Source organism: Bradyrhizobium sp. CCBAU 25338, assembly GCF_028128965.1.
In the GTDB taxonomy this organism is placed as follows: Bacteria; Pseudomonadota; Alphaproteobacteria; order Rhizobiales; family Xanthobacteraceae; genus Bradyrhizobium; species Bradyrhizobium liaoningense.
Map to the genome: position 1 here is coordinate 1 of NZ_LFKY01000042.1, position 25,309 is coordinate 25,309.

19 protein-coding genes and 1 tRNA gene are annotated in these 25,309 nt (G+C 65.1%); 16 read left to right on the plus strand and 4 right to left on the minus strand.

Translation table 11 applies throughout. From position 1 onward, the window contains the following. The coding region (locus ACM42_RS29740) for a methyl-accepting chemotaxis protein (protein WP_271527495.1) at positions 1-465 on the plus strand (465 nt) is incomplete at its 5' end. Positions 466-547: 82 nt separating this feature from the next. Here ACM42_RS29740 and ACM42_RS29745 read toward each other — a convergent pair. Next, on the minus strand, positions 548-922 hold the full coding sequence (locus ACM42_RS29745) for a DUF3175 domain-containing protein (protein ID WP_271531186.1): 375 nt from the start codon (positions 920-922) through the stop codon (positions 548-550). Between the two features lie 182 nt (positions 923-1,104). On the opposite strand from ACM42_RS29745, the gene ACM42_RS29750 reads away from it, so the two are divergent. The 3 genes from ACM42_RS29750 to ACM42_RS29760 all read left to right on the plus strand — a co-directional run bounded on the left by ACM42_RS29750 (position 1,105) and on the right by ACM42_RS29760 (position 5,120). Then, entirely contained in the window at positions 1,105-2,592 is a 1,488-nt protein-coding gene (locus ACM42_RS29750; RefSeq protein ID WP_271532229.1) for an MFS transporter, read from the plus strand. 4 nt (positions 2,593-2,596) lie between these two features. Continuing rightward, complete coding sequence (gene otsB, locus ACM42_RS29755) at positions 2,597-3,415, plus strand: trehalose-phosphatase (RefSeq protein WP_271531187.1); 819 nt, start codon at positions 2,597-2,599, stop codon at positions 3,413-3,415. A gap of 241 nt (positions 3,416-3,656) precedes the next feature. Further along, positions 3,657-5,120: a trehalose-6-phosphate synthase gene (locus ACM42_RS29760; protein ID WP_271531188.1), complete on the plus strand. Its 1,464-nt coding sequence runs from the start codon at positions 3,657-3,659 to the stop codon at positions 5,118-5,120. 131 nt (positions 5,121-5,251) lie between these two features. On the opposite strand, the gene ACM42_RS29765 is transcribed toward ACM42_RS29760, so the two are convergent. After that, complete coding sequence (locus ACM42_RS29765; protein ID WP_271531189.1) at positions 5,252-5,593, minus strand: hypothetical protein; 342 nt, start codon at positions 5,591-5,593, stop codon at positions 5,252-5,254. A 197-nt stretch (positions 5,594-5,790) separates the two neighbouring features. On the opposite strand from ACM42_RS29765, the gene ACM42_RS29770 reads away from it, so the two are divergent. The 3 genes from ACM42_RS29770 to ACM42_RS29780 all read left to right on the plus strand — a co-directional run bounded on the left by ACM42_RS29770 (position 5,791) and on the right by ACM42_RS29780 (position 11,186). Beyond that, positions 5,791-5,880, plus strand: a tRNA-Ser gene (locus tag ACM42_RS29770). Positions 5,881-6,842: 962 nt separating this feature from the next. Beyond that, complete coding sequence (locus tag ACM42_RS29775; protein ID WP_271531190.1) at positions 6,843-8,015, plus strand: efflux RND transporter periplasmic adaptor subunit; 1,173 nt, start codon at positions 6,843-6,845, stop codon at positions 8,013-8,015. Positions 8,016-8,039: 24 nt separating this feature from the next. Continuing rightward, positions 8,040-11,186 (plus strand): efflux RND transporter permease subunit, encoded by a 3,147-nt coding sequence (locus tag ACM42_RS29780; RefSeq protein WP_271531191.1) that lies wholly within the window; start codon positions 8,040-8,042, stop codon positions 11,184-11,186. Between the two features lie 153 nt (positions 11,187-11,339). Here ACM42_RS29780 and ACM42_RS29785 read toward each other — a convergent pair whose 3' ends face one another. Then, positions 11,340-12,290 carry a LysR family transcriptional regulator gene (locus ACM42_RS29785; RefSeq protein WP_271531192.1) on the minus strand — a complete coding sequence of 317 codons (951 nt, stop codon included), beginning with the start codon at positions 12,288-12,290 and terminating at the stop codon, positions 11,340-11,342. Positions 12,291-12,389: 99 nt separating this feature from the next. Here ACM42_RS29785 and ACM42_RS29790 point away from each other — a divergent pair, with 99 nt between their 5' ends. From ACM42_RS29790 to recQ, 7 genes are all read left to right on the plus strand, one after another. Next, on the plus strand, positions 12,390-13,571 hold the full coding sequence (locus ACM42_RS29790) for an MFS transporter (RefSeq protein ID WP_271531193.1): 1,182 nt from the start codon (positions 12,390-12,392) through the stop codon (positions 13,569-13,571). A gap of 15 nt (positions 13,572-13,586) precedes the next feature. Continuing rightward, the gene (locus ACM42_RS29795) at positions 13,587-14,621 is read left to right on the plus strand and encodes an aldo/keto reductase (protein WP_271531194.1); all 1,035 of its coding nucleotides are present in this window, start codon (positions 13,587-13,589) and stop codon (positions 14,619-14,621) included. A 121-nt stretch (positions 14,622-14,742) separates the two neighbouring features. Continuing rightward, complete coding sequence (locus ACM42_RS29800; protein WP_271531195.1) at positions 14,743-16,323, plus strand: amidase family protein; 1,581 nt, start codon at positions 14,743-14,745, stop codon at positions 16,321-16,323. Positions 16,324-16,606: 283 nt separating this feature from the next. Further along, positions 16,607-17,908, plus strand: coding sequence for an O-acetylhomoserine aminocarboxypropyltransferase/cysteine synthase family protein (locus tag ACM42_RS29805; protein WP_271531196.1), 1,302 nt, complete (start codon positions 16,607-16,609; stop codon positions 17,906-17,908). A gap of 12 nt (positions 17,909-17,920) precedes the next feature. Then, a complete protein-coding gene (gene metA / locus ACM42_RS29810; protein WP_271531197.1) occupies positions 17,921-18,922 on the plus strand; it encodes a homoserine O-succinyltransferase MetA in 1,002 nt (333 codons plus the stop codon). A gap of 103 nt (positions 18,923-19,025) precedes the next feature. Then, positions 19,026-19,769, plus strand: coding sequence for a polysaccharide deacetylase family protein (locus ACM42_RS29815; RefSeq protein ID WP_271531198.1), 744 nt, complete (start codon positions 19,026-19,028; stop codon positions 19,767-19,769). Positions 19,770-20,263: 494 nt separating this feature from the next. Then, complete coding sequence (gene recQ, locus ACM42_RS29820) at positions 20,264-22,129, plus strand: DNA helicase RecQ (RefSeq protein WP_271531199.1); 1,866 nt, start codon at positions 20,264-20,266, stop codon at positions 22,127-22,129. 203 nt (positions 22,130-22,332) lie between these two features. On the opposite strand, the gene ACM42_RS29825 is transcribed toward recQ, so the two are convergent. Further along, entirely contained in the window at positions 22,333-23,346 is a 1,014-nt protein-coding gene (locus ACM42_RS29825) for a 1-aminocyclopropane-1-carboxylate deaminase (RefSeq protein ID WP_271532230.1), read from the minus strand. 163 nt (positions 23,347-23,509) lie between these two features. On the opposite strand from ACM42_RS29825, the gene ACM42_RS29830 reads away from it, so the two are divergent. Then, positions 23,510-23,974, plus strand: coding sequence for an Lrp/AsnC family transcriptional regulator (locus ACM42_RS29830; protein ID WP_271531200.1), 465 nt, complete (start codon positions 23,510-23,512; stop codon positions 23,972-23,974). A 106-nt stretch (positions 23,975-24,080) separates the two neighbouring features. Beyond that, complete coding sequence (locus ACM42_RS29835; protein WP_271531201.1) at positions 24,081-25,244, plus strand: PLP-dependent cysteine synthase family protein; 1,164 nt, start codon at positions 24,081-24,083, stop codon at positions 25,242-25,244. Positions 25,245-25,309 lie beyond the last annotated feature (65 nt).

A 25,309-nucleotide genomic window follows, 5' to 3' on the forward strand; every position in this document is an offset into this window, starting at 1 on the left:
AACCTTCTCGCGCTCAACGCCACCATCGAGGCGGCCCGCGCGGGTGAGGCCGGCCGCGGCTTTGCGGTGGTGGCGAGCGAAGTGAAATCGCTGGCGAGCCAGACGGCGAAGGCGACGGACGAGATCTCCTCGCACATCGCCGGCATGCAGGGGGCCACCGCCGAATCGGTCGCCGCGATCAAGGAGATCGGCGCGACCATCGGCCAGATCTCGTCGATCTCGACGTCGATCGCGAGCGCGGTCGAGCAGCAGGGCGCCGCCACCCAGGAGATCGCCCGCAGCGTCCAGACGGTCGCGCAAGGCACGCAGACGGCCGCCACCGATATCGGCGAGGTCAATCGCGGCGCCGCCGAGACGGGCTCGGCCTCGGAAGAGGTGCTGAATTCGGCCAAGACCCTGTCGAGCGAAAGCACCCGCCTGCGCGCCGAGCTCGACCGCTTCATGGCGAACATAAGGGCGGCGTAGGTTCACGGCCTCCGAAGTCCGCGCTGCCTCATCTCCGCTGTCGTCGCGCGACGAGAGCGGAGTAGCAGACGCCATGTGAGCCTCACTCCTTCCCGAAGGCTCGCTTCAGCTCCACCTTCGCGCGCTCCAGTCGCGTGCGCTGCGTCTTCGGCAGCGTCTTGCCGGCGCGGTTGATGTAGAAGGTCAGCATCGACAGCGCCGAGCGATAGGCGCCGGTCTTGCGACGCGAGCTGTGCTCCGCCGAGCGCTTCAGGGAGGGCGCGATCTTCCCGGGATCCTTGAGCTTGAACACTCCGCGCTTGAGATCGAGTGCGTCGCTCTCCTGCGTCACCCGTTGCGACCAGCGCTTCGGTGCTGCACGGCGATTTGACCTCTTGCGTGTCGTGCTCGCCTTGCGACGCGCGGTGTTGCGCGCGCCTGTCTTCCTTGAATGTGTCGTCTTTCTGACGTGAGCCATGCGTCAACTCCTTGCGGCTCCATCGGAAACGAGCGGTGCCAACGGGCGTTCCCATGGGAACCTGGCCTCGCCGCAGGCGTTGTCGCAGGTGGCAGGCGAATTGCCGCAACCCCCGATGATCGGATCGACCCGTCCACATCACGTGAGAGGGGTCCTTTCCATTGATCAGACGCAACAACCCGATGGAATTGCAGCAAAGCCCAGCGCTGAACTATGCACCCGTAGTCCCGGCGGCGACCGCGACCGACCGTATCGTCGAGACCAGCATTCCCTCGCGGCTCGACGCGCTGCCGTGGAGCGGCTTCCACACCCGCGTCGTGCTCGCGCTGGGCATCACCTGGATTCTCGACGGGCTCGAGGTGACCCTGGCCGGTGCGCTATCGGGGGCGCTGAAGCAGAGTCCCTCGCTGCAGTTCTCCAATCTCGATCTCGGCATCGCCAACTCCGCCTATCTGGCGGGCGCCGTGCTCGGCGCGCTCGGCTTCGGCTGGCTCACCGACCGCATCGGCCGCAAGAAGCTGTTCTTCATCACGCTTGCGCTCTATCTCTCGGCAACGGCGGCGACCGCGCTGTCATGGGACGTCGCGAGCTACGCACTGTTTCGTTTCCTCACCGGCGCCGGTATCGGCGGCGAGTACACCGCGATCAATTCGACCATCCAGGAATTGGTGCCGGCGCGCTATCGCGGCTGGACCGATCTCGTCATCAACGGCAGTTTCTGGATCGGCGCCGCGATGGGCGCGGTGGCGGCCATCGTGCTGCTCGATCCGGCCGTGATCGATCCCGATCTCGGCTGGCGCCTGGCTTTTCTCATAGGCGCGACCCTCGGCCTCGTCGTGCTGTTGATGCGAATGTGGATCCCGGAAAGTCCGCGCTGGCTGATGATCCATGGCCGTCCCGACGAAGCACATGTCATCGTCGACGGGATCGAGCGTTCGGTGATCGGGCATGATCAGGACCTGACGGACTGGCGCTTCACGAAGATCCGCCTGAGAATGCGCGATCACACGCCGCTCCGCGAGGTCGCGCATACGTTGTTCTCGGCCTATCGCCAGCGCGCGGTGGTCGGCCTCGTGCTGATGAGCGCCCAGGCGTTCTTCTACAACGCCATCTTCTTCACCTTCGCGTTGGTGCTGACCGATTTCTATGGCATCAGTGCCGATCAAGTCGGCTGGTACCTGCTGCCCTTCGCTGCCGGCAATTTCCTCGGGCCCCTGCTGCTCGGCCGTCTGTTCGATACGCTCGGCCGCCGCACCATGATCATGTTCACCTATGGCGCATCGGGCGTGCTACTGGCGATATCGGGTTATCTGTTCTCGATCGGCGTGCTGAGCGCGCAAGGGCAGACCGTGGCCTGGATGGTGATCTTCTTCTTTGCCTCGCCTGCTGCGAGCGCGGCCTATCTTACCGTCAGCGAAACGTTTCCGTTGGAGGTTCGCGCGCTGGCGATCGCGGTGTTCTACGCCGTCGGTACCGGCATCGGTGGCGTGATCGGGCCGGCGCTGTTCGGCGCGTTGATCGACACGGGATCACGCAATAGCGTGTTCGCCGGCTATTTGCTGGGGGCAGTCCTGATGATCGCGGCTGCGATCGTGGCGTGGCGCTACGCCGTCTCAGCGGAGCGCAAATCGCTCGAACAAATCGCGCGGCCGCTCGCCTTTATGGAGTAGACTGATGAAATCGGAACTTGCGGAGATGGCGTTGGACCAGAAGCGCACCATGCTGGATGACGATGCGCCCGAAGCGGTGCCGGTGCCGCATGCGCTGGTGCCGCATCTCGACGAGATCGCCATTTTGCTCGACATCGACGGCACGCTGCTCGACCTGATGCCGACACCGCGCGAGGTGTGGGTGCCGCCGGGCCTGTCGGAAACGCTGGGCCGGCTGACCGAGTGCACGTCCGGCGCGCTGGCGCTGGTCAGCGGCCGTTCGCTCAACGATATCGACCTGATCTTCGCGCCGGACGTGTTTCGTGCCGTCGCCGGCCACGGCGCCGAAATGCGGCTGTCGGTCGACAACGAGGCCGATGCTGTCCATGCGCCCCCGCTCGACAAGGAGCTGAAGCGGCGCCTGGCTGCGGTCGCCAAGCTCAGCCCGGGCATTCTGCTCGAGGACAAGGGCTACTCGCTTGCGCTGCATTACCGTCTCGCGCCGCATGCGGAGAAGGCGATCTACGAAGCCGTCTCGTTGATCCGCGCCGACCTGCCCAATGCGCCGATCGAGGTGCTGCCCGGAAAGTTCGTCTGCGAGATCAAGCATTCCGGCTTCACCAAGGCGAGCGGCGTGCGCGAATTGATGAAGCACGAGCCGTTCAGGGGACGACGCCCGATGTTCATCGGCGATGACGTCACCGACGAAACGGTATTCGCGATCATGCCCGACATGAACGGGCTCGCCTTCTCCGTAGGTCGCCGCGCCATGGGCGTGAATGGCCACTTCGATGCGCCGGCGGACGTGCGCGCGTTCCTTGCGCACCTGCTCGATCCGAGGTGAAACGAAGGCAGCGCCACCTCGCAGACACAAAGCCCTGAGCGCAGCGTCATTGCGTACCGCGATACATGCTGCGCAACACGACCGGAAAAGCCGTCTTTGCAGCGATATTCCTGGGTTCCGCAAGCGAAACCAGTTCCAACGCGCGCGCCTGATTTTGGTTTCAATTGGTTGAAACGATGATCAGGAACCATATTGATGAACGGCAGTTAAACGAGGTGGAATGAACAGGAGGGGACGACCTGTGAACTTGGTTATCGTTTCAAATCGCGTCGCGCGCGGCAAACCCAACGAGCCCATGACGGGCGGCCTTGCGGCGGCACTGCTTCCCGTGGTGGAACATTCTGGTGCGATCTGGGTCGGTTCCTCCGGCCGTGTGCGCGATGGCCATCAGAAGGAGCCTTTTGCCGAGATCGAGGCGCTCGGGACCGGCGCGATTGCGACGCTGGACCTGCCGGCGGCGCATTATGGCGGTTACTATGAAGGCTTTGCCAATTCGGCGCTGTGGCCGGCGTTGCATTCGCGCAGCGATCTGATCCGCGTCTCGCGGGAGGACTATGTCAGCTATCGCGAGGTCAACGCCTTCATGGCGCGCGCCCTGCTGCGCTTCCGAAAAGCCAAGACGGCGTTCTGGGTGCAGGACTATCATTTCCTCGCGCTCGGCGCCGAGCTGCGTGACCTCGGCGTCGATGATCCCATCGGCTTCTTCCTGCATACGCCGTGGCCCGTCGCCGCGGTGATGCAGGGCGTGCCCAACCATCGCGAGCTGATCACGGCGATGCTGGCCTACGACCTGCTCGGCTTCCAGACCGAGGAAGATCGCCAGAACTTTCTCGGTTATGTCGGCGGTGAGCTCGACCTCGCCGTCGAGGACGGCGTTGTGACCTCGCAGCACGGGCGTACCCGCTGTGAAGTGTTTCCGATCGGCATCGATGCGGAGAAGTTCGCGCAATATGCTGCGAAGTCTGCCTCGCACCCCGATGTGTCGCGGCTGCGGCGCAGCCTCAACGGCGAGCGGCTCGCGATCGGCGTCGACCGGCTCGACTATTCGAAGGGTCTCGTCAACCGCATCAGCGCGTTCGACCGGCTCTGGACCGAGCAGCCGCAACTGGCACGCAGCATCTCGCTGCTCCAGATCGCCAACCCCTCGCGCGGCGGCATCGAGGCCTATGGCAGTCTCCAGAGCGAGGTGGCGCGCCTCGTGTCCGACGTCAACGGCCGCCACGGCGAGGTCGACTGGACGCCGATCCGATATCTGAACAAGGGCTTCAGCCAGGCCGTGCTCGCGGGTCTCTACCGCACGGCGCAGATCGGCGTGGTGACGCCGCTGCACGACGGCATGAACCTCGTTGCCAAGGAATATGTCGCCGCGCAAAACCCAGCCGATCCCGGCGTGCTGGTGCTGTCGAAATTCGCGGGCGCCGCCAACGAGCTCGACACCGCACTGCTGGTCAATCCTCACGACGTCGACGGTATGGCGCGTGCGATCGCGGTCGCGGCCTCCATGCCGCTCACCGAGCGCAAGATGCGCTGGGACGCGATGATGAAGAAGCTGCGCGGCCACACCATCCAGCAATGGTCCGCCGACTTCGTCGCTGAGCTTGAGAAGTGCCGGACGGAGAAGGCGGCGGTCGCGCCGCTCGCAGCCCAGCCGCCGCAGGCACTGCGCTGGCTGAAGTCGGCGATATCAGGCGTGCGGTTGATTTAAGAGTCTCGCAGGCTCGGTCCGCGCGTGATGGCCGGCCATGTCCCGGCCATCACGTCTTGCCACGCGGATCCGAGAACGTGGATGCCCGGGAGGAGCCTCGGGCATGACGGCTCAGGCGAATGGCGCGAACCTCAATAACAATACGACACGCCCTCCAGAATCGCGCATTGTCGCTTGTTCGGCGCGTTGGGATCGTCCAGCGGCACCACGCCCTTGCCCTGGCCGACGAACACGCCTGGCCCGACATGGACCGAGCTCTTGTTGCCGATGACCACGCTCTGATGCGGCGTCGAGCTCGAGCGCGTGCCATCCGGCCAGAGGATGGCATCGCCCGAAAGCACCCCGCGCCGGCCGTCGTCGCAGCTGACGTCGACGCCTTGCCGGGCGCACACCTGCGCGGCGGCGGGCACAGCGAAGGCGGAGCCAAGGGCCGAAATCAGGCCAAGGGCGGCGATGGTCCTGCAGATGGGCATGGCGTCCCCGATCGTGTTTGGCGGCTCACCGTGAAATCGTCGTGCCAAACCGGCCTGCGGTTCAGCCGACAGGCGGGTCAAGGCACACGTAGAGCGCCAGATATTATCCCGTAAATACAATAAGTTGCGGAAAATCGCCCGATTTGCCCCGCGATCCCTTGCAAAATCATTGGCGCCCCTTCAAGAGAGGGCGCTCCGGAGAGATGGCCGAGTGGCTTAAGGCGCACGCTTGGAAAGCGTGTGTGCGGGAAACCGTACCGTGGGTTCGAATCCCACTCTCTCCGCCATCTGCGCGGTTTGACCGCTTCGTTCGCCGGCTCACGACCTCTTTGTTCGTACGACCGATGGAGGCGGCCCGCCGGACCCTGTGGGCAATCCCCAGGAAGCTCGCCGCCAAGCTCGAGTGGCAAGTCCACCACCCCCATGCTGCAAGCGAAGTCTTCATTCCGCTGCAACGCGCGCCTGGTACCGACATCGCCGGCCATGACATTTTGCACGACGAGGACAAGGCCGGCCTTCCCAGGTTGGGCGCTTGCGTGAATGGGGTGCAGATAGACAATCTTCCGCGATTCAAGTTTCTCTATCTCCGAAATCCGCGGCGAAGCGTGAAGGGCGGATGAGTGGCTGGCGATCAGCAACACTACATTCGCACCTTTGATGAAGGTACGATTCGCAAGGCGGCATTGTCTTGCGAAGCGGCAACGCTGCCAATGCCGTCTTTGCCGCGACCGGCTGCAATCTCCGCCTCCCAAACACCTTCCGCGGGAAATGCCCCGGCCCTGATTCTTTTGTATATAGCTGGGCCAGTCGATTGATTCTCGATTGCGTAAGCGCGGTAACTTGATCCGCATTGGCAATGCTGCGGCTGCCGCAATGCGCCAAGGGGGCATCAAAGAGGCATTCATGAGCGCCAGGCCTGGGGCCCCTGGCCAATTCCGTGGCCGCTTGCGCCGATGAGGTGACGTTGCGATCGAGCCGGGCGCGCCCAAACGATCGCTGCGCCGACATGGGCTCATGCCGTGAGCCCGGACGCGGGGGATGTCCGCACGTTTTCGGAACGACTGCGGGCGGTGCGCCGGATGCAGGGCGAAGCACCGGGGCGATGGAGTATGCAGACGAAACAGACCGCGGCCGACATGGATGGTCCGCATGGCGGGGGATAGTAGAGATGGAGACGTTGGTACTAACGGGGCGTGGTTTTGCCGGCCGGTCGGCTCGCTTGGCGATTTTAGCGGGCCTGGCTTGCGCCATGCCGGCTCTGTCCGGCTGTAACGAGAAGAACCGGTATGCTGCGCCGCCGCCGGCAAAGGTGGCGGTGGCAAGCCCGATCCAGCGGCCGGTCACCCTGTACGCAGAGTTCACCGGCAACACCGCGCCGCTCGCCGCAGTCGACGTGGAGGCCCGCGTTCAGGGCTTCCTCACGGCGATCGGCTATCGCGATGGCGAAGCGGTCAGGAAGGACCGTGTGCTGTTCGAGATCGAGAGGGACCAGTACCAGGCGCAATTCGATCTGCAGCAGGCGCAGGTGGAGAGCGCAAAAGCCAAGCAGGTGAATAGCAAGCGGGAGTACGATCGGCAGGTCACGCTGGGTCAGAAGGACGTTTCCACCCAGCGTGCGGTCGACGAGGCGACGATGAACTACGAGATGGCGAACGCCCAGCTCGCCGCCAACGAAGCCAGCCTCAGGCTCGCGCAGACGTCGCTCGGCTATACCACGGTGCGCGCGCCCTTCGACGGAGTGGTTACGCGGCACCTTGCCGAGGTCGGCTCGCTGGTCGGCCAGTCCGGTCCGACCAAGCTCGCGACGGTGCTTCAGGTCAATCCGATCCACGTCTATTTCAACATCTCCGAGCAGCAGCAGATCGACATGCGTGATGCCCTTGCCAAGCAGGGCAAGACGCTCAGGGACCTGCGCGAGAAGGCCGAGGAGCGATCGGTCGAGGTGGCGCTCGCCGCGGATGCCGCGTTTCAGTACAAGGGCAAAATCGACTACATCGCCCCGCAACTCGACCCCAATACCGGCACGCTGCAACTGCGCGGGGTGTTCGAGAACAAGGATATCGCGCTGGTGCCCGGCCTGTTCGTGCGTGTTCGCGTTCCGGTCGGCAAGATCGAGAACGCGCTGCTCGTCAATGACACCGCTGTGATGTCGAACCAGGCCGGCAGCTATGTGATGGTGGTCGGCGAGGACAAGGTGGTCGCGCAGCGTCAGGTGACGACCGGTCCGGTGGAAGGCCAGCTTCGTGTCATCACCGGCGGGCTCAAGGCCGACGACAAGGTCGTGATCGGATCGATCCAGCGCGCGGTCGCCGGCAACACGGTCGATCCCGTCGCGGGCACAATGGCCGCCGCCGGCCAAGGCTCGACGCCCGCACCTGCCTCTCCGGTCCCGGCGGCGGGGTCGGGACGAAGCTTGCAATAGGTCACCGGCACACACAAGGCTCTCATGTTCTCGCGCTTCTTCATCGAACGGCCTGTGCTCTCGAACACGCTGGCGTTCCTCATCGTCCTGGTCGGCGCGCTGGCGTTGGCGAGCCTGCCGGTGTCGCAATATCCAAATGTGGTGCCGCCGACCGTATCGGTGACGGCGACCTATCCCGGCGCCAGCGCGCGCACCGTGATGGATACGGTCGCTCTTCCCGTCGAGCAGCAGGTCAATGGCGTCGACCACATGATCTACATGCAGTCGACCAGTGCGAGCGACGGCAGCTATAGTCTTGTCGTCACCTTCGACATCGGCACGGATCCGGACACGGCGCAGGTTCTGGTGCAGAACCGGGTCTCGCTGGCGAGCGCGCAACTGCCCAGCGCGGTCTCGACGCAGGGATTGAATGTCCAGAAGAAGCAGACCTCGATTCTTCAGTTCATCAATCTCTATTCTCCCGAGGGCCGCTACGACAACCTGTTCCTCGCCAACTACGCCACCATCCACCTCCAGAACGAGCTGGCGCGCGTTCCCGGCGTCGGCAACGTCACGGTGCTGGGGTCGGGAGCCTACGCGATGCGCATCTGGCTCGATCCCGGCCGCCTGCAGGCGTTCGGCTTGACCCCGAGCGATGTGACCTCGGCGATCCAGCAGCAGAGCAACGAGGTGACCGCCGGTCTCGTCGGGGCGCCGCCCACGCCGGACACCGTCAACTTCCAATACGTGCTCAATGTCACCGGCCGGTTCTCCGAGGCGGCCGAGTTCGAGAACATCGTGGTCAAGGTGGCGAGCGGCGAGGGCGGCAGGATCGTCCGCATCCGCGACGTCGGCCGGATCGAGCTCGGCGCTGCGTCCTACGGCCAGACCGCGACGCTGAACGGCCGGCCATCGGCGGCGATAGCGGTCTCGCAGCTGTCCGGTGCCAACGCCCTGACGGTCGCCGAGAGCGTCAAGAGCAAGATGGACGAGCTGTCGAAATCGTTCCCGTCCGGGCTCGCCTACAAGGTCTCGTTCGACAGCACCAAGTTCATCACCGCTTCGGTCCGCGAAGTCTACGAGACACTGGTGATCGCCGCCGGGCTCGTGCTGATCGTGATCCTCGCGTTCCTGCAGGATTGGCGGGCGATGCTGGTGCCGGCGACGACGGTGCCGGTAACCATCATCGGCGCGTTCGCCGCGATGTCGCTGCTCGGCTTCACCGTCAATACGACGAGCCTGTTCGCGCTGGTTCTCGCCATTGGCATCGTGGTGGACGACGCCATCGTGATCGTCGAGGGCGTGGCGCGTCATCTGGATGGCGGCATGTCCAGCCGCGAAGCTGCGGTGAAGGCGATGTCCGAGCTGTTCGGCCCCGTGATCGGCATCACCCTGGTGCTGATGGCGGTGTTCCTGCCGGCAGCGACCTTGTCCGGACTGACTGGAAAGATGTATCAGCAGTTCGCGCTCGTGATCGCCGCGACCGCAGTGATCTCCGCGATAAACGCCGTGACGCTGAAACCGACGCAATGCGCGTTGTGGCTGCGGCCGTCGGTGCCGCCGCAGGAGCGCAACGTCGCCGCGCGCGCCTTCAACGCCGTCTACGGGCGCGCCGAGATGCTGTACACGGCGCTGATCAGCCGTATCGTCGCCTTGAGCATTCCGGTTGCATTGCTCGGCATCGCCTTGATCGGTGTTGCGTTCTACAGCCTCTCGACGGTGCCGACCGGCTTCCTGCCGGACGAGGATCAGGGCTATTTCGTCGTCAGTCTCAAGCTGCCCGACGCGGCTTCCGCGCACCGGACAGAAACTGCCGTCGCGGACGCGGTAAAGCTCGTGCAGGCGGTCCCCGGCGTCGAGGACGTGATTGCGGTGTCCGGCATCTCGCCGCTCGACAACAACGCGACGCTGTACAACGCCGGCATGCTCTACGTGGTGCTCAAGCCCTGGGACGACCGAAAGACGGGCGATCTCAGCATCGGCAGCATTACGGCCAATGCCCGAGCCGCCCTCGACGGCATGGACAGCGCGACGGCGCTGATCATGCTGCCGCCGCCGATCCAGGGCATCGGCAATGCCAGCGGGTTCACGATGATGGTGCAGATCAAGGACGGCAGCTCCGATTTCGTGGCGTTGCAGAACGCCGTCGACCAGCTCGCCGCCAATGCGTCGACGCAGACCGGACTTGCCCATGTCGCGCCGAACTTCAAGGGGGCGGTCAAGCAGTTCCGTCTGGTGGTGGATCGCACCAAGGCTGAGGCCATCGGCATCACCGTCGGCCAGGTCTTCTCGGCGCTGGAGACCTATATGGGGTCGACCTACGTCAACCAGTTCACCAAGTACAATTACGTGTTCAAGGTCTACGTCCAGGCGGATGCCGCGTTCCGGCTCCAGCCCGACGACATCCTCAAGCTGAAGGTCAAGGGTGCCGATGGCCGGATGGTGCCGTTGGGCACGGTCGCCGCCATCAAGGATGAGGTCGGCCCGCCGCTGATCACGCTGTACAATCTTTATCCCGCGGCGACCGTCACCGGCAGTCCGGCTACCGGTTTCAGTTCCGGAGAGGCGATGTCGCTGATGAGCGAGGTCGCGGCCAAGTCGCTGCCGCCCGGCATGGGTACCGCCTGGACCAGCATGTCCTATCAGGAACAGATCGTCGGCAACCAGATCTATCGCGTCTTCCTCATTGCATTGGTGCTCGTCTATTTCATCCTCGCCGGTCAATATGAGAGCTGGCTGCAGCCGCTCGCGGTGATCCTCGCCGTGCCGCTCGCGCTGCTCGGCACGGTCATCGCGCTCGATGCGACGGGCATGCCGAACAACCTCTACACCCAGATCGGCATCGTCCTGCTGATCGCGCTCGCTGCCAAGAACGCCATCCTGGTGGTCGAATATGCGCGCGAGAAGCGGGCCGAGGGCATGGAGATCGCCGAGGCGGCGATCGAGGCGGCACGGCTGCGCCTGCGCCCGATCCTGATGACCTCGTGCGCCTTCATATTCGGCATGCTCCCGCTGGTGTTCGCCAGCGGGGCAGGCGCCGGCGCCCGTGTTTCGATCGGGCTGGCGGTCGTGAGCGGCATGTTGGCTTCGACCTTCCTCGCCGTGCTCTTCGTGCCGCCGTTCTTCGTGGTGCTCGAACGGCTGAGCGTTGCATTGGCAGCGAGGACGAAGCGGGCGACTGCGGCTTCGTGATTTCGGCCAGGGTGGCGCAACTCAGCCGACTCTGCGGCGGTGGATTCCTGAGACGCCGCCGCGGTGGTTTGTCCGTTTGCTCGCCGCAGCGCCGGAGCTGGAACGTTCGGCTCATATTAGCGCAGTCGATCGACAGTCCCTTCGCCAGCCTCATCATACCAATCCCCACCTTCCATCGCCCGCCCTCTTCAACGCCGGATCGCTCACCTGCACGTGCTCGGCCAGGAAATCGATGAACGCACGCACGCGCGCGGGCAGCGGCGCGGTGTGGCCGACATAGACGGCGTGGATGTCTTCGCGGTCGCCGGGATTGTAGTTTTGCAGCACCGGGACGAGGCGGCCGGATTCGATGTCCGGGCCGATGTGGAAGAGGGCGAGCCGGGCAAGCCCGACGCCGCCCAGCGCAAGGCGGCGGGCGGCTTCACCGTCGCTGGCGCGCGCGACGGGTGTGGGCACGGCCTCCTCGGTGTGATCTCCGCGCCTGAACGGCCAACCGCGGATGCTGCGCGGAAAAGTCCAGCCGATGCCACGGTGATCGGCAAGGTCCGCCGGCGTTTTCGGCGTGCCGCAACGGGCGAGGTAGTCCGGCGCGCCGACCACGACCATGCGGCTGCTGCCGAGCTTTCGCGCGACGAGACGCGAGGCCCGCAGCGGGCCGACGCGGATGGCGACGTCAGCGCGCTCCTGCATCAGGTCGATCAGCGTGTCGGTCAGCACGAGATCGAGCGTGACGTCGGGATGCCGTTCCAGGAAGCGCGGGACCAACGGCACCACATGCAGCATGCCGAAGGGAATGTTGCAATTGACCGTGAGGCGGCCGCGCGGCGCCGCGCCTGAGGCCGCCTCGCGCTCGGCCTCCTCCATTTCGGCAAGGATGCGCACGGCCCGCTCGTAGAAGGCCTGGCCCTCCTCGGTCAGCGTCAGCTTGCGCGTGGTGCGGTTGACGAGTCGCGCGCCGAGCCGCGCCTCCAGCCGCGACATCAGCTTGCTGACGCCCGACGGCGTCAGGCGCAGCTTTCGCGCAGCCTGGGTGAAGCCGCCGAGATCGACCACGCGGACGAAAACCTCCATTTCGGCGGAGCGGTTGGTGTCGAAACGGGCCATGTTGAATTCACGTCACAAATGATTGGATTGCCGACATTCTAATGGTTTTGCGGCCATGCCGCTATCTGCGGGGCTTCGTCTCATCCATCGGAGCCATGCATGCCTCCCGCCGTCCTCGCGCTCACCGCCGGTGCCTTCGGCATCGGCACCACCGAATTCATCATCATGGGCCTCTTGCTCCAGGTCGCCGCCGACATGCATGTTTCCGTGCCGGTCGCCGGCCTGCTGATATCGGGCTATGCACTCGGTGTGTTCGTCGGCGCGCCGGTGCTGACTCTGGCGACGCGGCGGATGCCACGGAAAACAGTACTGCTCGCGCTGATGGCGATCTTCACGCTGGGCAATGCGGCTTGCGCGCTGGCCCCGAATTACGAACTGCTGATGGCTGCGCGCGTGCTGACCTCGCTCGCCCATGGCACGTTCTTCGGTGTCGGCTCGGTCGTGGCCACCGGCCTCGTCGCCGAGGACAAGCGTGCCTCCGCGATCGCCACCATGTTCATCGGTCTGACGGTCGCCACGCTCCTGGGCGTACCCTTCGGCGCGTGGTTCGGTCTGATGCTCGGCTGGCGCGCCGCGTTCTGGGCCGTGACGGTCATCGGCGTGATCGCGTTCGCGGTGGTCGCCGCGCTCGTGCCTGGCCATGTCGGCAATGGCGACAAGCCGATCTCGCTAGCCGAAGAGGTCGCTGTGCTCGGTCGTCCGCAGGTGCTGCTCGGCCTCGCCATGACCGTGTTTGGCTTCGCCGGCCTGTTCGTCGTCTTCACCTATATCCAGCCGATCCTGACGCGTTTCACCGGTTTCTCGGAGGCTGCCGTCTCGCCGATCCTGCTGGTGTTCGGCGTCGGTCTCGCGATCGGCAACGTCGCCGGCGGCAAGCTTGCGGACCGCGGCCTGGCACGGGCCTTGACCGGCACGCTTGCCGCGCTTGCGATCGTGCTGCTTGGGCTGGCAGCCGTGCTATCAATCAAGATCCTTTCCATCGCGGTGATCCTGCTGCTCGGCATCGCCGCCTTCGCAACCGTCGCCCCGCTCCAGCTTCGCGTATTGGAGGCAGCCGGCCCCGGCGGCCGCACGCTCGCCTCCAGCCTCAACATCGCCGCGTTCAATCTCGGCAACGCGCTCGGCGCCTGGGCCGGCGGCTTCACCATCGACCGCGGGTTCGGCCTTCCCGCGTTGCCGCTGGTCGCTGCCGGCATCACCGCGATCGGCCTCGCGCTGGCGCTGTGGAGCCTTCGGCTCGAGCGCGCGTCGGTCGTCGCCGCGGTGTGCCCGGCGGAATAGCGAAGGAGACCCACAATGGAATACCGCAATCTCGGGGCCTCCGGACTCAGGGTCCCCGTCCTCAGCTTCGGCACCGGCACCTTCGGCGGTCAGGGCCCCCTGTTCTCGGCCTGGGGCCGCAGCAATGCAGACGAAGCGCGCAGGCTGATCGACATCTGCCTCGATGCCGGCGTCAATCTGTTCGACAGCGCCGACGTCTATTCGAACGGCGCGTCCGAGGAGATTCTCGGCGCTGCGATCAGGGGCCGGCGCGACAAGGTGCTAATCTCGACCAAAATGAGCTTGCCGATGGGCGAGGGGCCGCACGATGCGGGCTCGTCGCGGCAGCGGCTCCTGACCTCGGTTGACGCGGCGCTGCGCCGGCTCGGCACTGACCACATCGACTTGCTCCAGCTCCACGCTTTCGACGCCTTCACCCCGATCGAGGAGGTGCTGTCGACGCTCGACATGCTCGTGCGCGCGGGCAAGCTGCGCTATGTCGGCGTCTCCAATTTCGCCGGCTGGCAGTTGATGAAGTCGCTCGCCATTGCGGACCGGCACGGCTGGCCGCGCTATGTCGCGCATCAGGTCTACTACTCGTTGCTCGGCCGAGACTACGAGTGGGAGTTGATGCCGCTCGCGCGCGACCAGGGGGTGGGTGCACTGGTCTGGAGTCCGCTCGGCTGGGGCCGCCTCACCGGAAAGATCCGGCGCGGCCAGCCGCTGCCGCCGAACAGCCGCCTGCACGCGACCGCACAGTTCGGTCCGCCCGTGCGCGAGGAGACGCTCTACGCCGTCGTCGACGTGCTGGACGCGGTCGCGATGGAGACCGGCCGCACCGTGCCGCAGGTCGCGATCGCCTGGCTGCTGAGGCGCCCCACGATCGCCTCCGTCATCATCGGCGCTCGCGACGAAGCGCAGCTGCGCGACAATCTCGGCGCAGTAGGCTGGCCTCTGAGCGCGGATCAGATCAAGCGTCTCGACGAGGCCAGCGCGGTGATGCCGCCCTATCCCTACTATCCCTATCGCGTCCAGCAGGGTTTTGCCCGGCTGAATCCGCCGCCTGTTTAGGCCAGGGGACGCCGGCAATTCGTCGCATCGATGTACCGTCGCAATGCGCCATGCAGAAACGCCGCTGTACACGCCGCATCGTCGTCCGTAACCTCCGCCGCGCAATTTCAGGAGATGCGACGTGGCGAAGAAAACGGCAACCAAGAAGAAAAGTACTTCCAGGAAAGCGGCAACGAAGACATCGAGCAAGAAGGCCTCAGCCCGAAAGGGCGTCGCTGCGAAAGTGATCAAGCCAGCCAAGAAGGCCGCCGCGCGCAAATCAGCCACCGGGCGCCGGCCCAGAGGACCGGCCTGGCAATGGTCCGCGGTCGATACCGCGGCCGCGATCCGCTCCGGCGCAATCTCCGCGGTCGAAGTCGTGGAAACGCATCTCGAACGGATGCGCCTCGTCAATCCAGGGCTCAATGCGGTTGTCGTGGATCTCTCGGAAGAAGCGCTCGCGGCGGCGCACGCCGCCGACAAGCAGCGCGCCAAGGGCGGCGAGCTCGGCCTCCTGCACGGTGTGCCCATCACCATCAAGGAGAATGTCGACTATGAAGGCCGGCCCAACTTCAACGGCGTTCCCGCCAACAAGGATCTCATCGCGCCGTCGGATGCGCCTGTTGTCCGCAACCTCAAGAAGGCCGGCGCCATCGTCCTTGGTCTCACCAACACCCCGGAATTCTCCTTCCGCGGCTTCACCGACAATCCCCTGCACGGGCTGACGCTGAATCCCTGGGATCCCGGTATCACCTGCGGCGGCTCCTCGGGCGGTGCGGGTTCGGCGGTCGCGGCAGGCATCGGCACCATCGCCCATGGCAACGACATCGGCGGCTCGCTGCGCTGGCCGGCGCATTGCAACGGCGTCGCCACCATCAAGCCGACGCAGGGCCGCATCCCCGCCTTCAACGGAAGCGCAACGGCGGAGAGGCCGATGCTGGCGCATCTGATGTCGGCGCAGGGGCCGCTCGCCCGCCATGTCGCCGACGTCCGCCTCGCGCTGGAGGCGATGAGCCAGCGCGATCCGCGCGACCCCTGGTGGGTGCCGGCACCGCTGATCGGACCCAAGCCGAAGGGGCCGATCAAGGTCGCGCTGGCGAAGATCCCCGAGGACATGGACGTCGATCCCTCTGTCGCCGCGGCGCTGCGCCAGGCCGCCGACCATCTCGAGCGTTCCGGCTATCGCGTCAGCGAGGTCGAGGTGCCCGACATCAACGGGGTCTGGCAGACCTGGTGCGACATCATCACCAACGAGACCGTGGTGATGCAGGAGGCCGGCATGCTGAAGGTCACGTCCGAGGATTTCCACAAAGCCTGGGGCGGCATGAAGGCCAAGGCCAACGTGCTCGATCTCAAAGCCTGGATGCAGGCGACTGCCGCGCGCAACGGCCACATCCGCGCCTGGCAGTTGTTCTTCGAGGAGTATCCGGTCGTGCTGGCGCCGACCACGGTGAAGCCGACGCCGGGCCCGCGTGACGACACCGTCAGTTCCGAGCGCGTGCGCGAGATCTTCTGGGGCGAGATCCGCTTCATCTCCGCCATCAACGTGCTGGGCCTGCCCGGCGCGGTGGTGCCGGTGGCGCTCCACGACGGCAAGCCGATCGGCGTGCAGCTGATTGCCGGGCGCTATCGCGAGGATCTCGCACTCGATGCCGCGGCCGCGATAGAGAAGCGCGTCGGCGTGCTCTCCCACCGCCTCTGGGCGAGCATGGCTCAAGTCTAAGCAAGCACCGCCACGTTGACGATGCACCCCTCTCCCCGCGTGGCCGAGGGGTGCTCGCCGCGCAGCGGCGAGATGGATGACGCCGAGCAAGATATGGCGTGATCGGTTAATCGAATTTAACCTGGATTTCGGCCAATTCGCCAGCAAGCGTTAGGGTTACTTCCTCGATCTCTAGGCGAATTATTGTCCGCTTTACCACCCGCCTCTAACACGAGGACGGCGGACAACGCACATGCCTCATACAGGCCAATAAGTGCGGCCCGCTCCACGCGGAGGTGGCACGATGCGCAACGAGACGATCGCTATTCACGCCGGCTACGAGCCCGAGGCTACAACGCATGCGGTGGCCGTGCCGATCTACCAGACTGCGGCCTATGCCTTCGACAGCGCCGATCATGGCGCCGCCCTGTTCAATCTCGAGACCGAAGGTTTTCGCTACAGCCGCATCGCCAATCCGACCAGTGCGGTGCTGGAGAAGCGTATCGCCCAACTTGAAGGCGGCGTCGGCGCGCTTGCAGTCGCGACCGGGCAGGCAGCGCTGCATTTCGCCTTCGTCAACGTCGCCGATCACGGCGGCAACATCGTTTCCGTGCCGCAGCTTTACGGCACCACGCACACGCTGCTCTCCCACATCCTGCCGCGCCAAGGCATTACCGGCCGTTTCGCCGAGAGCGACAGGCCTGAGGCGATCGAGAAGCTGATCGATGAGAACACCCGGGCCGTCTTTGCCGAGACCATCGGCAACCCCGCCGGCAATGTCTGCGACATCGAGGCGCTGGCGAAGATCGCGCATGCGCATGGTGTGCCGCTGATCGTCGACAACACCGTCGCAACTCCGATCCTGCTCAAGCCCTTCGACTACGGTGCCGACATCGCCGTGCATTCGCTGACCAAGTTCCTTGGCGGTCACGGCACCACGCTCGGCGGCGCCATTGTCGATTCCGGAAATTTCCCCTGGGCCAAACATGCCGAGCGTTTCCCGGCCTACAACAAGCCGGATGCCTCCTATCACGGTCTCGTCTATGCCGAGCGGTTCGGCCGCACGGCCTATATCGAGCGCGCGCGCAGCGTCTATCAGCGCACCATGGGCTCGGTGCTGTCGCCGTTCAACGCCTTCCTGCTGCTCCAGGGCATCGAGACCGTCGCGCTGCGCATGGAGCGCCATGTCGAGAATGCGCGCAAGGTCGCCGAATTCCTCCGCGGCGATCCGCGCGTGGCATGGGTCAACTACACCGGTTTTCCGGACAGTCCCTATTATCCGCTGGTGCAGAAGTACCTGAATGGCAACGCCTCCTCGCTGTTCACCTTCGGCATCAAGGGCGGCATGGAGGCCGGCAAGACGTTTTATGATGCGCTGAAGCTGATCACGCGGCTCGTCAATATCGGCGATGCCAAGTCGCTGGCCTGCCATCCGGCTTCGACGACCCATCGGCAGATGTCGGCGGAGCAGCAACGCGTTGCCGGCGTGCTGCCGGAGACCATCCGTCTGTCGATCGGCATCGAGCATGCTTCAGACATCATCGAGGACATCGACCAGGCGCTGGAAAAGGCCTGCCCGTCGGCGCGGCTCGAGGCCGCGGAGTAGGCGGCGTCGCCCATGACGATCCTGATCGACAGGGATCAAGTCATATCGAGTCCGGCCCTGGTGCCGGGCGAGGGCGATCTCGTGCGCGACCATGCAGGCGCCGACCTCACGATCGGACTGATCAACAACATGCCGGATCCTGCGCTGAAGGCGACCGAGCGGCAGTTCATGAAGCTGCTCCAGGCCGCTGCGGGCCCGCACCGCATCCGCTTCCACTGCTTCTCGCTTCCCAGCGTGAAGCGGTCGCCCGAAGCGAAGTGGCATGTCGAGAGCGAGTATTCCGACCTTTCCGATCTCGAGCGCGGCAAGTTCGACGGACTGATCGTGACCGGCGCAGAGCCGATCGCGCCCGAGCTCGACCAGGAGCCATACTGGCGGGACCTCACGAACCTCATCGACTGGGCCAAGGCCAACACGCGCTCGACGATCTGGTCGTGCCTTGCCGCGCATGCCGCGGTGCTGCATCTCGATGGTATCGAACGGCGGCGGCTGCCGGCCAAATGTCACGGCATTTTCGATTGCGACGTCGTGACGCGCGATTGGTTGACCCGGGCTGCGCCTGCGCCGCTCAAGGTCTCGCATTCGCGCCTGAACGAGATCGCCGAGAGCGACATCGTGCAGGCCGGTTACCAGGTGCTGACACGCTCGGCCCAAGCCGGCGTCGACGTCTTCGTCCGCCAATATGCCAGCCGCTTCGTGTTCTTTCAGGGCCACCCGGAATATGACGCGCTGTCGCTCCAGCGAGAGTATCTGCGCGACATCGGCCGCTATCTCGTGCGGGAGCGCGAGAATTATCCGCGCCTGCCGGTGAGCTATTTTGACGCAGTGACGGAAGAGAAACTGGCTCGCTTCGAGAAGAAGGCGGCGCATCAGCGTCATCCGGCACTCGCCAACGAGCTGCCTGGGCTGAACCTGCGCGCCGATATCGGCGCTGGCAACGCGGCGGCGATGCTATTCCGCAACTGGTTGCGCTATCTCGGCGCGGGCGCCGACGCGTCGGTAGCGGCGCGCTAGCCGAAGCGGTTTTGGTCTCACGTTAGGATTACCCAGGCGTTAGGCTTGCCTCAACCTGCACGAATGTTTCAGTAGAGAAATAGGGAATCACGGGAAGCGCAGCGTGTGGTCGGCACTCCAGGGACGCGTGAACAATCGGCTGGCCCGGCATTTCCACGCGGCGCCGCACCGATTGCCCGCGCATGCGCCGATGGTGAGCTTCACCTTCGACGATGCCCCCGATAGCGCCGCAGGCGAGGGTGCCCAGCTTCTGGAGAAGCATGGCGGCCGGGGGACGTTCTATCTCGCCGGAAGCTTGATCGATCAGCCGTCGGACCATTGGCACGGTCTGTCGAACGATGCGATCGTGCGGCTTCACAGGGCGGGTCACGAGATTGCCTGCCACACCTTCTCGCACCGGAGTTCGGCCACTCTCGATGAGGCCGCGATGGCTTGCGAGATCGAGCGGAACCGCAGTCATTTCCGCGATATCGATTCCTCGATCACGCTGGAGAACTTCGCCTACCCCTATGGGATCGCCTCGGTCTGGCGCAAGCCGCAACTCGCAAAAGCCTTCCGTTCCGCGCGCGGCATTCTTCCCGGCGTCAACAGCGACGTCATCGATCTCCAGTTCCTGCGCGCCTCGCCGCTTGTGGATTGCGAGATCGATGCGGCGGGCGTCGATCGCTATTTCGACGAGGCGGTCGCAAGCGGCGGCTGGCTGATCTTCTACGGCCACGACGTCGCCGATACGCCAAGCCCCTATGGCTGCACGCCGCACCTGATGCGTCATGCGCTGGAGGCCGCTGGCAAGCGCAACATGCCGATCGTGACCGTTGCAGAGGCGCTGCGACGGATCGGAGCGTAGCTTTTCTTCACCTCTCCCGGCTTGCGGAGAGAGGTCGGATCGCATCGAAGATGTGATCCGGGTAAGGAGGTACTCTCCCCCGACTTCATCTTCATATGCCGCCTTCCTTGCGGGGACTCCTCCTCACACCGACCCTCTCCCCGCTCGCGCAGGGCTATCGCATATGGTGTGCACGATGTGGCGGCATCGGCACTGGACTCCCTCTCCCGCTTGCGGGGGAGGGCTGGGATGGGGGTGTCTCCGCGTCGGGATTGTTGAGGGTTGAGGAGAATGTCCCTGCGTGGCGAGAGCCCCCACCCGCCGCGCTCTGCGAGCGCGTCGGCCTCTCCCGCAAGCGGGAGAGGCGGAGCAAGCCCGCAGACAGTTCTCGTGAAATCCATATGCGATTCCCCCGGCCCCGCAAGCGGGGAGAGGGTGAAGATGGCCTTGCCACGCTCGCGCTGCCATGCGACTGGCGTTGTGACAAATCTCACGGCATTGTTCCCGACACGCCCATGTCCGCTCCCTCCACCGCTCCGCTCTCTGCGCCGGCCAACGGCCGCGACGCGCTGTCGGTGCTGCATTCGGTGTTCGGCCTGCCCGGTTTTCGCGGCGCGCAGGGCGAGATCATCCGGCATGTCACCGACGGCGGCAATTGCCTCGTGCTGATGCCGACCGGCGGCGGCAAGTCGCTGTGCTATCAGCTTCCGTCCTTGCTGCGCGAGGGCTGCGGCATCGTGGTGTCGCCGTTGATCGCGCTGATGCGCGACCAGGTTGCCGGGCTGATCGAGGCCGGCGTCAATGCCGCCGCGCTGAACTCGTCGCTGACGCCGCAGGAGGCGTCCGACATCGAGCGACGCCTTCTCGCGGGCGATCTCGACCTGCTCTATGTCGCGCCGGAACGCCTGGTCACGCCGCGCTGCCTGTCGCTGCTGGCGCAGGCGAAGGTGGCGCTGTTTGCGATCGACGAGGCGCATTGCGTCTCGCAATGGGGCCATGACTTCCGTCCCGAATATGTCGGCCTCTCCATCATCGCCGAGCGGTTTCCCGACGTGCCGCGCATCGCGCTGACCGCGACTGCCGACGAGATGACGCGCAAGGAGATCGTCGATCGGCTCCAGCTCACGGGGGCGCCGCAATTCGTCTCGAGCTTCGACCGGCCCAACATCCGCTACGAGATCGTCGACAAGCGCAACGCGGTGTCGCAGCTGAAGGAACTCATCCGCGAGCGGCACATGGGCGATGCCGGCGTGGTCTATTGCCTGTCGCGCAACCGGGTCGAGGAGGTCGCCGCCGCACTTCAAGACGCCGGCATTGCGGCGCTGCCCTACCACGCCGGGCTCGACGGCAGCGTGCGCTCGCGCAACCAGGACCGCTTTCTCAACGAGGACGGCATCGTCATCGTCGCGACCGTGGCGTTCGGCATGGGCATCGACAAGCCCGACGTGCGCTTCGTCGCCCATCTCGACCTGCCCAAGAGCATCGAGGCCTACTACCAGGAGACGGGGCGCGCCGGCCGTGACGGCAAACCGTCGACGGCCTGGATGGCCTATGGCCTCTCGGACATCGTGCAGCAGCGCCGCATGATCGACGAGTCCAACGCTTCCGACGAATTCAAGCGGGTCTCGATCGGCAAGCTCGATGCGCTGGTCGGCCTTGCCGAGACGCCGCATTGCCGGCGCCGGCGGCTGCTCGCCTATTTCGGCGAGATCGTGATGGGCGAGAGCTGCGGCAATTGCGACAATTGCCTGACGCCCCCCAAGATGCGCGACGGCAAGGTGCTGGCGCAGAAGCTGCTGTCCTGCGTCTATCGCACCGGCCAGCGCTTTGGCGCGATGCATTTGATCGACGTGCTGGTGGGGCGCCTGACCGAGAAGGTGACGCAGTTCGGCCACGACAAGCTGTCGGTGTTCGGCATCGGCCGCGAGCTCAACGAGAACCAATGGCGCACGGTGCTGCGGCAACTGGTGGCCATGGGACATTTACGAAGCGACAGCGAAGCTTTCGGGGCGCTCAAGCTGACGGAGTCCTCGCGCGGTGTGCTGCGCGGCGAAACGGACGTGTGGCTGCGCGAGGAGGCGCCGGGCACCCGGATCCGTTCGAGCCGGGCCAAATCCCGCCGCGGCGACCTTGCGCCCGCGGCCAGCGCGCCGCAGGGCGAAGTCGATCCCGAGCTGCGCGCGCGCCTGCGCGCCTGGCGTTCAGACGTCGCGCGCGAACGTGGCGTGCCGGCCTACGTGGTGCTGCACGACGCAACGATCGACGGCATCGTCCGGGCATGGCCGACGACGCTGGACGAACTCCGCAACGTGCCGGGGATCGGCGACAAGAAGCTCGAGCATTACGGCGACGAGCTGCTGCAGATCGTCAGGACGCGGTAGCAAGCCAAAAACTCCGCCGTCATCCCGGACAAGCGTAGCGCAGATCCGGGATCCATAACCACAGGCCGGTGTGGGACGGCAGGCTGGCAACTACGAGCCTTCGTAAAACTATTGCTGCGGCGTATGGGTCCCGGATCAGCGCTTCGCTTCGCTGCGCTTGTCCGGGACGACAGCTGTGTACAAGGCGAGGGCTATGCCCTCACTCACCCATTCCTGAACGCATACGCATATCCGTTCAGCGCGGGCGCGCCACCGAGATGGGCGTAGAGGATCTTCGCGCCCTTCTCGAAATAGCCCTTCTTCGCGAGGTCGATCAGGCCCTGCATCGACTTACCCTCGTAGACGGGGTCGGTGATCATGCCTTCGAGCCGCGCGGTGAGGCGGATCGCCTCCTTGGTCTCTTCCGACGGCACGCCATAGGCGGGATAAGCGTAGTCCTCGATCAGCACGACGTCGTCGGCGACGAGGTCCTTGCCGAGCTCGACGAGCTTTGCGGTGTTCTGCGCGATCTCGAGCACCTGCGTCTTGGTCTGCGCCGGCGTAAAGGACGCGTCGATGCCGATCACCTTGCGGGCGCGGCCGTCGGCGGCGAAGCCGACCAGCATGCCGGCATGGGTGGAGCCGGTGACGGTGCAGACGATGATGTAGTCGAACTTGAAGCCGAGCTCGGCTTCCTGCTTGCGCACCTCTTCCGCGAAGCCGACATAGCCGAGGCCGCCAAACTTATGCACGGAGGCGCCGGCGGGAATCGCGTAAGGCTTGCCGCCCGCCGCCTTCACCTCCTCGATCGCCTGTTCCCAGCTCTTGCGAATGCCGATGTCGAAGCCGTCGTCGACCAGGCGGACGTCGGCGCCCATGATGCGCGAGAGCATGATGTTGCCGACCCGGTCATAGACCGCGTCCTCGTGCGGCACCCAGGCCTCCTGCACGAGGCGGCACTTCATGCCGATCTTGGCCGCGACCGCGGCGATCATGCGGGTGTGGTTGGACTGCACGCCGCCGATCGAGACCAGCGTGTCGGCGTTGGAGGCGATCGCATCGGGAATGATGTATTCGAGCTTGCGCAGCTTGTTGCCGCCATAGGCGAGGCCGGAATTGCAGTCCTCGCGCTTGGCATAGATCTCGACATTGCCGCCGAGGTGTTTTGACAGTCGCTCCAGCTTCTCGATCGGCGTCGGGCCGAAGGTCAGCGGGTAGCGCGCGAATTTTTCCAGCATCATTGGTTATCCCGATTTGGCGGTGGCGTCTGGGGACGGAGCTAGCACCGCCCCGGAAAAATGTGCTCTCGAATATTGGGTCAACATTGCTTGTCTCTTGCAGAGATTGGCCAGATGAGCCAGATTTCTTCCAAATAATTCGTCATAAGTGAAAGCTTCTTCCGTGGCCTCTCGACTTGACCGCATCGACCTTAAGATACTGAGATTGCTGCAAAATAACGGACGGCTCAGCAATGCCGAGCTGGCCGAGACGGTCGCGATCAGCCCCGCCACCTGCCATCGCCGCACCCAGCGCCTGTTCGAGGATGGCTTCATTGCCACCGTGCGCGCCATGGTCGCGCCGAAGAAGCTGGCAAAGGGCACGCTGGTGATGGTCGGCGTCGTGCTCGACCGCTCGACGCCTGAGAGTTTTGCCACCTTCGAAAAGGCCATCGCGAAGTTGAAATTCGTGCTCGACTGCCACCTGGTCGCCGGCGACTTCGACTACTTCCTCAAGATCCGCGTCGGCGACATGGAGGATTTCAACCGCATCCATGGCGAGCAGCTCATCGCGCTGCCCGGCGTGCGCCAGACCCGAACCTTCTTCGTGATGAAGGAAGTCGTCGACAACGCGCCGCTGGAGTTTTGAGCTGGAGCGTTGTCCAGCGAAGTGGAAACCGGTTCGCGCCATAAAGCGCGTCAAAACAAAATCAAGCGCACTTGATGCGCGATCCGCATCATGAGAGATTCATACCATGCAGACATTCCCCCTCCGCCAGTCCAATCGGGCCGGGCCGGCCTATCGACGCGGCTGGGTCGACGAGGCCGTCGCCGCGATCGAGGCCGACCAGTGCCGCACCGCCGACACGCATCTGATCCGGTTGATCGTGCCGGCGCTCTCCGGCATCGACATCTATCTCAAGGATGAGTCCACGCATCCGACCGGCAGCCTGAAGCATCGCCTCGCGCGCTCGCTGTTCCTCTATGCGCTCTGCAACGGCCACATCGGCGAAGGCACCCCCGTCGTCGAGGCATCGTCGGGATCGACGGCGGTTTCGGAAGCCTATTTCGCGCAGATGATCGGCGTGCCCTTCTACGCCGTGATGCCGCGGACGACCTCGGCGGAGAAAATTGCCGCGATCGAGCATTATGGCGGCAACTGCCATTTGATCGACGACGGTCGCGCACTCTATGCGGACGCCGCGGCGCTCGCCGCCCGTCTGAACGGCCACTACATGGATCAGTTCACCTTCGCCGAGCGCGCCACCGACTGGCGTGGCAACAACAACATCGCCGAGTCCATCTTCACGCAATTGCAGGGCGAGCCGCGCCCGCTGCCGGACTGGATCGTGATGGGTGCCGGCACCGGCGGCACCTCGGCCACCATCGGGCGCTATCTGCGCTATCGGCAGTATCCGACGCGGCTATGCGTCGCCGATGTCGAACATTCCGCGTTCTTCGACTGCTTCCGCTCGCAGGACCGCTCCCATGTCTGCGACCGCCCCTCGCTGATCGAGGGCGTCGGCCGACCGCGCTGCGAGCCGTCCTTCGTGCCGGGTGTGGTCGATCGCATGATGAAAATCCCGGATGCGGCGACGATCGCGGCGATGAACGTGCTGTCGCGCCGGCTGCGCCGCGCGGTCGGCGGCTCCACCGGCACCAACTTCCTGGCGTTGTGCCGGCTCGCCTCGGAAATGCGCCAAGCGAACGTGACGGGCTCGCTCGTGACGCTGATCTGCGATTCCGGCGAGCGCTATCGGCAGACCTGTTACGAGCCCGCATGGCTGAAAGCGCGCGGCCTCGATCCGGCGCCGTACGAGGCGGCCTTGTCGTCGTTCCTCGCGACAGGCGAGCCGTTGAGGCTCGATGTCGATGACGTCTTCAATCCGCAGGGCGTGCGAAGCCCCGCCGCGTCATAGCAGCGTCTTCCCGCCGTTTTTCAAATTGGCACGGTCGTCACGGCAACTTCACTTGCCCTGCGCAC